This is a genomic window from Pseudomonas sp. HY7a-MNA-CIBAN-0227, assembly GCF_040310325.1.
GTDB lineage: Bacteria > Pseudomonadota > Gammaproteobacteria > Pseudomonadales > Pseudomonadaceae > Aquipseudomonas.
In genome coordinates this window covers 1-275 of sequence record NZ_JBEOPT010000121.1, presented here as the reverse complement: position 1 = coordinate 275, position 275 = coordinate 1, and the positions used below count along the sequence as shown (strand labels likewise).

The following is a 275-nucleotide window of genomic DNA, read 5'->3' as shown; positions in this document are numbered from 1 at the left end:
ACGCCGAAGTGTTGCCGGCCGACAAAGCCGCCACCGTGGTCGAGCTGAAGAAAACCGCAGTCGTGGCCATGGTCGGCGACGGGATCAATGACGCCCCGGCCCTGGCCGCCGCCGACATCGGCATTGCCATGGGCGGTGGCACCGACGTGGCGATGCACGCAGCCGGTATCACCTTGATGCGCGGTGATCCACGACTGGTGCCTGCGGCATTGGAGATCAGCCGCAAGACCTACACCAAGATCCGGCAGAATCTGTTCTGGGCCTTCGTCTACAAC

Annotated in this window: 1 protein-coding gene; it reads left to right on the top strand. The window is 64.0% G+C overall.

Features of this window, described 5'->3' with window-relative positions:
• A partial coding sequence (locus AAEZ06_RS27240; RefSeq protein ID WP_350617207.1) for an HAD-IC family P-type ATPase occupies positions 1–275 on the top strand: 275 nt, incomplete at both ends.